Below are 7,960 nucleotides of genomic sequence, written 5' to 3'. Positions count from 1 at the left end.
ATGTCGCCACCAAATGCCGGATCTTGATATCGGGGTGCATTTTGCTCATGACCCGAGCAAAACCGGTCCGAGTGTCCACGATGTCCTGAGACACACTGTCCACGATGTCTTGAGACAGAAACGTCCATTAAGTCATGAGACTCCACAGCCGTTCCCGGGCTTGGGAACGGCCATTACTGATAGCGCATCGGGTCAGTTGGCCTCTGGGGCCGCGGCGGGCACCGGGGCCGGCCGAGTGATCAGCCAGGCAATCCAGATGCCGAGGATATACAGCGGGGCGCCCATGAGGAGCCTGGTGGTGGCGAGGGCGGCGAGGCCCTGCTCCCCCATGAAGTAGAGCGGCACCTGCACCACGAGCCGCAGGACCAGCACGGCAACGATCACCCACGTGCCGATGCTGTATGCCCTGATCCGCTTCGGGTCCTTGCGCCATTCCAGACCCTCGTTGCGGATGAAGCCGAAGAGCAGGCCGGCGATCGGCCAGCGCACGGCCACGGAGATCGACATTGCCACGATGTAGCCGACGTTAGTGAAGAACCCCAGGACGTAGAAGTTCTCGGCTTTGCCGGTCGAGGTGGCCAGCCAGGCGGAGAGTCCGACGCCGATGAAGCCCGCCAGCGCCTGCGTCAATGGTTTGCGCTGGACCAGCCGCGCCACGGTGAAGACGGCGGCCACCGCCAGGGAGGCTGTGACTGCCATCGCCAGGTTTTCCCGGTCGATGGTGAACGCAATCAGGAAGACCAGGCCCGGCAGGATGCTCTCGGCGATGCCCTGGATGCCGCCGGCGCTTTTAAGCACGTCGATGTTGCCGTTGCTCGACCGGTGCAGGCCGGCCTTGGCCGCATAGTCCCCGGCCAACTGGGCAACGGTGGGCTGGGAGGCCGTGGATTGGGAAGCCGCGGGGTCGGCGGCCGTTGGCTGGGAAGTCACCGGCGGGGCAATATCCCGGCCGCCGTCGGCGGTTTCCCCCGGTTCCTGCCGGCTGATGTCTTGCTGAGGCCGGTCCGTGCGGGCCCGCTCGGGGTGTTCGGGCAGGGTCATTGCTCCTCCTGGCGGGAGAGTATTTCGTAGCGGGGGTTGAAGATCGTCGGCAGCCCGTCGCGCATGGTCACCATGCCCTCGAGGCGGAGCTCCGTTCCGGCGTCGACACCGGGGATCCGGCGCCGGCCAAGCCATACGACGCGCAGCCGCTCCTTTGGACCGGCCGGCCGCTGGCGCTGAACGCCGGGGCGCACCCGGTGTGTGGATACCCCGTTGGCCGGCAGGCTGCTCGCCGCTCCTGCGCCGGAGCCGGCCTTGGCACCAAGCCCCGGGAACCGGCTGACGGGCGCGGGTGCGTCGTGATCGATCAGGATCGCAATGAAGGAGGCCACTTGGTTGGCGGGCACGTACGTGACGGACTCGATGAAGCCGTGGCACAGCACCCGCCCGCGGTCCGGCAAGTCCCGGACGGACATGGTGGCGGTGGCTTTCCTGCCGGCGGCATCAGCCAATCTGGGTTATCTCCGGTCCGCGTTCGGGCTGTTCGAATTCGGGGGCCGCCTGCGGCGACGGTGCAGCGGCGGTGTCCTTGGGCAGTCGCAGCTGCAGCAAGTCACGCGGCGGCATGGGGTTCTCGCCACGGACCACCACGATCTTCCGGAAGAGCCCTTCCAGCCCGGCCGCCGCGTCGCGGTCAAGGGCCGCCTCGCCGCCGAATACCCCGCGGAGGAACCAGCGCGGGCCATCGACGCCGATGAAGCGGGCCACGCGGTACCCTTGGCTGCCGTCCGCGCCGCCGGCGGGAAGCTTCGCCACGAGCTCGACGCCGAAGCTGCCTTCGACCTCCTCGACCTGGCCGCCCTGGCTGCCGACCGACTGGCCGATTTGCTCACGGATTTCATCCCACAGGCCCTCGGAGCGGGGGGCGGCGAAGGCCTGCAGCTGAAGGCTCGAGCCCTCCAGGTCCATGGTGACGGCGACGACGCGCTGGCTCGCCTCTTCGACCTCCAAGCGGAGCTGGAGTCCCTCGCGGGGCGCGATCAGCAGCGCGCCGAGATCCACATACCCGTCCTGGTCCTCGATTTCCGAGACGTCGAAGGGCCCGGTCGCGGCCCGGCCAGCGGTTTCGGCAACGTTCCCGGCCGGCGTCGCAGCGGCGTCACTGGCAGCTTCCGTGGCTTCGCCCGGCTCTGCTGGCTGCTGCTGTTTGGCTTTCCTGCCGCGCCCAAAAACCATGGGGTGTCTCCTTCAGTTGTGGTCCTGTACCGCCGCCCGGCGCCGTCCTGGCGCCTGTCCGCGTGGCCGCCCGCTACCCCGCGGCCGGTTCGTTGTTCCCTGCATCATTTCCTGCATCGCTGATCATTTCCCAGCGCCTGTGTTGCCGTCATGCCCGTGTTGCTGTCATGCCCATGTTGCTTCAATGCCTATGTGCTTCAGCGCCTATGTGCTGCAGTGCCTGCGGCACTGCAGAAACGCAGTTGGCTCCCGTGGCCTTGCCGGGGCCTACGCTCAGGCCGGTCCGCCGAAACCGCCGGTGGAGCCGAAGCCTCCCCCGCCGCGGACGGAGCCGTCGAGCTCCTCGACCGGGAGGAACCTGGCGTACTCCACGCGCTGAATGACCATTTGTGCAATTCTATCGCCGCGGCGGAGCTCGATCGCCTCGTGCCGGTCCGTATTGAGCAGTGTCACCGCGATTTCCCCGCGGTAGCCGGCGTCCACGGTCCCTGGTGCGTTCACCACCGTGAGTCCGTGCTTGGTGGCGAGGCCGGAGCGGGGGTGGATCAGCGCAACGAAACCATCCGGCAGCGCAATCGAGACGCCGGTCGGGACGAGTCGGCGCTCCCCCGGTGCAAGGACGACGTCCTCTCGGGCGCGAAGGTCGGCGCCCGCGTCGCCCGGGTGCGCGTACGACGGCGGCTCGAGCCCGTCGTCGAGCATTTTCAGCTGTACCGTCAAGGTGGGCGTTCCGTAGGCTGCGTCGCTGGCCGTGGATGCGGCACTGGCGACGGCGGTGTTTTCTTCAGTCACAGTCCCTCACTCTAACGCCCGCGAGGAACATCGTCCTAGCCGCTGCTTGCCTGCCCGCGCACGGCGCCCGCGGGACTGGAGCCGGGTTGACGCGGGTTGATCCGGGGCTGGAGCCCGGCGGGGGCCGAGGTGAAATAGGCCGGGAAAGATGAAAAGCTGTGCTTATGCCCGAATCCAGCGCAGCCGCGCCTGCCCCTAAGAGCGCCCCGAGCGACTCCACTGTCCTTTACTCCGAGAAGCTTTGGCCGAACTTCTGGATCTGGCTGGTCTCGGCAGGGTTCTCCAGCGCCGGGATCCTCATGCTGGCCCCCATCAGCATCTGGGCCGGCATTACGGCAGCAATCGTTCTCTTCATCATCATCTCCGTGCTGCTGGTCCTGTCCACGCCGTCAATTGCTGTCACGAGGACCACCCTGAAGGTGGGCAGGGCCACCATTGAACGCGGGTTCCTGGGCAAGGCCACGGCGTTCCGGGGCAAGGAAGCGACCGCGGAACGCGGCACCCGGCTCAACGGGCTGGCGTTCCTGTGCATCCGCGGCTGGGTGGATCCGGTGGTCCGGATCGAGATCGAGGACCCCTCGGACCGCACCCCGTACTGGCTCACGTCCACCCGCCACCCCGAACAGCTTATCGCCGCGCTCAACGCCTAGTTCCCGCCGTCTCCGCCACGGTTCCTGCGCGCCGCCAGGCGCGCAGGGGTCCCAAATGCGTGCCCGGGACCCGGGCTCCCGGTCACGGCTGCCGCGCGCCTAGCCCTCGCAATCCTTGCAATACTTGAGGCCGTCCTTTTCGCGGGCAATCTGCGAACGGTGGCGGACGAGGAAGCAGGAGGCACACGTGAATTCGTCTGCCTGGGCGGGCAGGACCCGGACCAGCAGTTCCTCCCCGGACAGGTCTGCGCCGGGAAGTTCGTAGCCTTCGGCGAGGTCGGACTCATCTTCATCCACCACAGCGGAAGGCTTCTCCGTACGCCGCGCCTTCAGAGCCTCAATCGAATCCTCACTGAGGTCTTCTTCGGTCTTACGCGGCGCATCGTAATCAGTCGCCATTATTTGTTGCTCACACTCCGCATTCGTTCGATTGATTCGCCGTTCCAAGATGGCCCGCCGGGATGGTAACCCTGGGCTCCGGGAGCGGTTCACCGTTGTAACGCCGGACATGCGGTTTTTGTGCCCGGTGTCGGGTCATTTTTGCTTAAGCGCCCACCGAATGCCAGAGCCCACCGGTCCCCTCCCCCCGATCCCTCCCGCAGACCCGCAAAAACCGGCGGAAAGTCGCGGAAAGTCGCGGAAAATCACGGCGCGCCAGCCGTCCTAACCCGAAATGCGTCCCGCTGGTGGCAGAGTTTCGATTGTTAGTAATGCCAGGGTGGAGGATTTGTATGCAGGATCTACGGCTTGTAGGCGTCCACGACGACGGAGAGCATCTCCTGTTGAGTGGCACCGGCGGCGAGATGTTCCAGCTGCCGATCGATGAAGCACTTCGGGTGGCAGCCAGCCGGACGTCGGCGAAGACGGCGTCCAGCGCGGCCGCACCCCCTATTGCCATGTCACCGCGCGATATCCAGACCAGGATTCGCAACGGGGCCACCGCCGCCGAAGTGGCGGAACTGTCCGGAATTCCGCTGGAGAAAGTCCAGCGCTACGAGGGCCCGGTCCTGGCCGAACGCGAGTACATCGCCCAGCAGGCCCGCAAGGTGGAGGTCGCCTCCCCTGCCCCGGGCCACGACGCCTACCGGTCCGTGTTCGGTGAAAACCCGGCGTCCCTCAGCGACATGGTCGAACACCGGCTCAGGGCTTACGGCGTCGAACCCTCAACACTGGAGTGGGATTCCTGGCGCCGTCCCGACGGCAGCTGGAACGTGGTGGCCCGCTTTGAGCCCAAGCCCGGCGGCCCGGCCGGAATCGGCGAGGAGCCGCCGGCCCTTTGGACCTTCCACCCCGCCCGGAAGACCCTGCAGAACGCCAACCGCTGGGCCCAGCAGCTGAGCGAACTTGAGCCGCTCGAAGGCCCCGTGCCGACGCGGCGCCTCACGGCCGTCTCCGACCGGCCCTTCGACTTTGAGACCGATGCCGAGGCCGCGGCCCGCACAGCGACCGGCCAGCACAGCATTATTCACCAGATGCTGCTCCAGCAGGACAGGATCCACCAGGAACAGGACGCCGACGGGCTGCTGGACATGCTGCGTTCCCGCCGCGGCCAGCGGATCGGCGTGGACGAGGACGCGGACGACGCCCTCGCCACACTCCTGACCACCGGTGTCCCCGCGGCCCACCCCCGTCCGTCGGAGGTGCCGGACGCAACCGAAATTCCGCAAGCAGCGGAACCGGAAGCCATCCCCGAATCCGCTGCGGAAGCCGATCCCGCCTCGGCAGACACCGACCCGGCCGTCATCAAGCCCGAGCTGCCGGAAGTTCCGGCAGTGGAGGCGGCCGCCCCGTCAGAAACCGACCCCTTCACGCGACGGCGCGACGGCAGGCCGTCGATGCTCTCGCGGCTGACCCTCGCACCGCGCCTCCCGGAAGAGGACGATGCCCTGAAACTGCACGACGGCGTCAGCACCGAGACCCGGGAAGTCACCATCGCGGCCTCGCAATTGCGCCCGGCCCCTAAGAGCGGCCCGACGGCAAGCCCGGGCCTGGATGAACTGATCGGCGGCGGAACGTCCCGGCGGCAGCACCGCGAGTCCCACGCCGCTACCCGGAACGAGGCCGGCGCGGACCAGCCGGAGCGCCAGCCGGCCAAGCCGAAACGGTCCAGCGTTCCGAGCTGGGACGAAATCGTCTTCGGAACCCGCAACGACCAATAAGAACCAGACCCGAAATTTCAGGCAGTGATTTCAGGCAGGGATTTCAGGCAGGGATTTCAAGCGGGAGTCAGCCGCGGGGCGCCCTTTTACCGTCGGCCTGGAAGCAGAGCAGCGGGACTTCCCGCTCGGCTTTCGTCAGGGAACCGTGCTGGCCCACGACCTCCAGGGCGGTGGGCCGGACCCTGCGTGTATCGTAAAGCGCCAGCGAATCCCGGGCCGCGATCATGACGTCGCCGATCCGCAAGGCGGCCTCGGCCCGCACGTCACCGAACAGCCCGCCCGCGATCGCTTCCTCACGGGTGAAGGCCCAAATTCTGTCCCCGAAACGGGACCGCCAGTTTGCCAGCAGGCGGGCGCGCGCGGCGTCGTCCGTTCCATCCTCGAGGTAGAGGTGGACCATGCGCGGCTCGCCGGCGGTGTGCCGCACGCCGGCGAGCAGCGCCGGCTCCGCGGAGTAGTCGATCCGCTGCGATTCGGGCACGTCCACCATGCCGTGGTCCGCCGTCAGCAGCACGGTCGTGCCGGCCGGCAGGGTGGCGTTGAGCCGGCGCACCGTGGCATCGAGTTCCTCCAGCTGGTGCTCCCACTGGGCTGACTGGGAGCCGTGGCGGTGCCCGGCCTTGTCGAGCTCATTGACATAGAAGTACATCAGCGAGGGACCGGCGCCGGCCATGGCCTCGGCGGCCGCTTCGGTCCGGGCATGCGACGTGGTTCCGGTGAGGAAGCGGCCTCCGCGGAGCGCGGCCTCGGTCATGGCCGAGGTGCTGAACTGCGGCAGGCTGACCGTCGTCACATCGACGTGTTCCGCGGCCCGTTCGAAAACGGTGGGGAACGGCTGCCACGTCCGCGGGTCCACGCCGGCGTCCCAGTTGCCCAGCATGTTCACTACCCGGTCCTGATCCGGATCCAGGACGTCGTAGCCCACCATGCCGTGCTGGCCCGCCGACAGTCCGGTGCCGAAGCTGGCGAGGGATGCCGCGGTGGTGGACGGGAACGCCGAGTCCAGCGACACGGGCACCTGGCCCTGGCCGGCCTGCTGGACCGCACGCAGGAACGGGGTGTGGGCGCTCTTCTGCTTCAACAGGTTCCGGCCCAGCCCGTCGGCCAGCACCACACACACGCGTTTCGCGGCCGGAAGGTTCAGCTTGTTCTCAAACCCCGGAACACCCAGGCTTGCGGCGGCGCTGGTGAGCACCTCGGCGATGGAACGGTGTCCGAACGCCGGGGCAGGCGGAAGCGCGGACGGACCAGCGCCGGCGGCCAACGGGCCTCCAACGGCCAGGGAGGGAGCCAATACCGGGAGTGGCAACTGGTCTTCGGCGGGCTCAGGCTGACGGAAATGGGCCATGTCAGCGCTGGTGGCCGCGGCTGAGGCGGTTTCCGAACACGCCCATCCGCGGCCGGGGCGGCAGCCCGGGCCCGTTGTGCGGGACCGGCGCCGCGGAGCCGGTGTTCACGGCACGCAGGGCGCGGGCGAACAGCTTGGCGTCCTGGACGGCCTGCAGGCCGTCCGCTTCGGCGCTGATCCGCAGGACGATGTCTTCCTGCGCAATGGTGCCGCTGTAGCCGTGATCGGCCTCGCACTGCGGGTCCCCGCAGCTGGCCGGACCCATGTCCAGGCGCTGGCCGCCGGACCACGCAATGGACAGCGTCAGCTCCCGGACAGGGTCGGAAGGCTTGTAGTCCTGCGGCTGGGCGTAGACATAGCTCAGGACCACCGAGCGGATCTGGGTGACGGGGACGGACTCGGTGGACACCTGGGCGACGGTCTGCTCGCCGGCCTCGTCAAGCTGCTGGTCGTCGACATGGGTGATGACCAGCATGTCGTCGGTCAGCACCAGGACGGTGATGTGGCGGCGGACTTCCGCGCGGTCGAAGTGTGTCTCGAGGTGAACGAGGTGGGCCACGCAGTCGCKGCCGTCCAGCGCATCGGCGACGACGTCAGCCACGAGCCGGGGGTAGAAACCGGCCTGCTGGAGGGCCCCTTCCAGGCTCTGGCCCTGCGCACTGTGGTCATGGAGGCCGTGGTGGTGCGCGGTCTGGCGTGCGGGGACGGTCGCCAGGGGCTTGGGTGCTGGAGGCTGGGTGCTCATAGTCTCCATTTTCACAGATCAGCAAGGGACTTGCTAACTGCCGGGCCCC

General features: G+C 67.9%; 9 protein-coding genes. 2 read left to right on the top strand and 7 right to left on the bottom strand.

Features of this window, described 5'->3' with window-relative positions:
- Positions 1-192 precede the first annotated feature (192 nt).
- The 4 genes from AC1DXI_RS00800 to dut all read right to left on the bottom strand — a co-directional run bounded on the left by AC1DXI_RS00800 (position 193) and on the right by dut (position 3,009).
- Positions 193-1,041: a DUF3159 domain-containing protein gene (locus AC1DXI_RS00800; RefSeq protein WP_476937037.1), complete on the bottom strand. Its 849-nt coding sequence runs from the start codon at positions 1,039-1,041 to the stop codon at positions 193-195.
- Positions 1,038-1,493, bottom strand: a complete 456-nt coding sequence (locus AC1DXI_RS00795; protein ID WP_476937036.1) for a hypothetical protein — start codon at positions 1,491-1,493, stop codon at positions 1,038-1,040. Before AC1DXI_RS00795 ends, AC1DXI_RS00800 begins: the two co-directional genes overlap by 4 nt.
- Positions 1,486-2,217 (bottom strand): DUF3710 domain-containing protein, encoded by a 732-nt coding sequence (locus AC1DXI_RS00790; RefSeq protein ID WP_026537010.1) that lies wholly within the window; start codon positions 2,215-2,217, stop codon positions 1,486-1,488. The genes AC1DXI_RS00795 and AC1DXI_RS00790 overlap by 8 nt, the downstream gene beginning before the upstream one ends.
- A gap of 273 nt (positions 2,218-2,490) precedes the next feature.
- Positions 2,491-3,009 (bottom strand): dUTP diphosphatase, encoded by a 519-nt coding sequence (gene dut / locus AC1DXI_RS00785; RefSeq protein WP_018772417.1) that lies wholly within the window; start codon positions 3,007-3,009, stop codon positions 2,491-2,493.
- Between the two features lie 164 nt (positions 3,010-3,173).
- On the opposite strand from dut, the gene AC1DXI_RS00780 reads away from it, so the two are divergent.
- A complete protein-coding gene (locus tag AC1DXI_RS00780; RefSeq protein ID WP_026537012.1) occupies positions 3,174-3,659 on the top strand; it encodes a DUF3093 domain-containing protein in 486 nt (161 codons plus the stop codon).
- A 99-nt stretch (positions 3,660-3,758) separates the two neighbouring features.
- On the opposite strand, the gene AC1DXI_RS00775 is transcribed toward AC1DXI_RS00780, so the two are convergent.
- On the bottom strand, positions 3,759-4,058 hold the full coding sequence (locus AC1DXI_RS00775) for a DUF4193 domain-containing protein (RefSeq protein ID WP_018772415.1): 300 nt from the start codon (positions 4,056-4,058) through the stop codon (positions 3,759-3,761).
- Positions 4,059-4,390: 332 nt separating this feature from the next.
- On the opposite strand from AC1DXI_RS00775, the gene sepH reads away from it, so the two are divergent.
- Positions 4,391-5,818, top strand: a complete 1,428-nt coding sequence (gene sepH, locus AC1DXI_RS00770) for a septation protein SepH (RefSeq protein WP_476937035.1) — start codon at positions 4,391-4,393, stop codon at positions 5,816-5,818.
- A 67-nt stretch (positions 5,819-5,885) separates the two neighbouring features.
- On the opposite strand, the gene AC1DXI_RS00765 is transcribed toward sepH, so the two are convergent.
- Both AC1DXI_RS00765 and AC1DXI_RS00760 read right to left on the bottom strand, forming a co-directional pair.
- Positions 5,886-7,166, bottom strand: coding sequence for an alkaline phosphatase family protein (locus AC1DXI_RS00765; protein WP_476937034.1), 1,281 nt, complete (start codon positions 7,164-7,166; stop codon positions 5,886-5,888).
- A 1-nt stretch (position 7,167) separates the two neighbouring features.
- The gene (locus AC1DXI_RS00760; protein WP_476937033.1) at positions 7,168-7,911 is read right to left on the bottom strand and encodes a DUF5998 family protein; all 744 of its coding nucleotides are present in this window, start codon (positions 7,909-7,911) and stop codon (positions 7,168-7,170) included.
- Positions 7,912-7,960 lie beyond the last annotated feature (49 nt).

The organism is Arthrobacter sp. P1_H7 (genome assembly GCF_056405215.1).
This window is presented reverse-complemented; position numbering and strand designations above follow the sequence as displayed.

What these genes read in the sequence shown, in the direction of transcription:
- AC1DXI_RS00790 (WP_026537010.1), bottom strand. Translation starts at nt 2,217, where the DNA reads ATGGTTTTTGGGCGCGGCAGGAAAGCCAAACAGCAGCAGCCAGCAGAG.
- sepH (WP_476937035.1), top strand. Translation starts at nt 4,391, where the DNA reads ATGCAGGATCTACGGCTTGTAGGCGTCCACGACGACGGAGAGCATCTC.
- AC1DXI_RS00800 (WP_476937037.1), bottom strand. Translation starts at nt 1,041, where the DNA reads ATGACCCTGCCCGAACACCCCGAGCGGGCCCGCACGGACCGGCCTCAG.
- AC1DXI_RS00765 (WP_476937034.1), bottom strand. Translation starts at nt 7,166, where the DNA reads ATGGCCCATTTCCGTCAGCCTGAGCCCGCCGAAGACCAGTTGCCACTC.
- AC1DXI_RS00775 (WP_018772415.1), bottom strand. Translation starts at nt 4,058, where the DNA reads ATGGCGACTGATTACGATGCGCCGCGTAAGACCGAAGAAGACCTCAGT.
- AC1DXI_RS00780 (WP_026537012.1), top strand. Translation starts at nt 3,174, where the DNA reads ATGCCCGAATCCAGCGCAGCCGCGCCTGCCCCTAAGAGCGCCCCGAGC.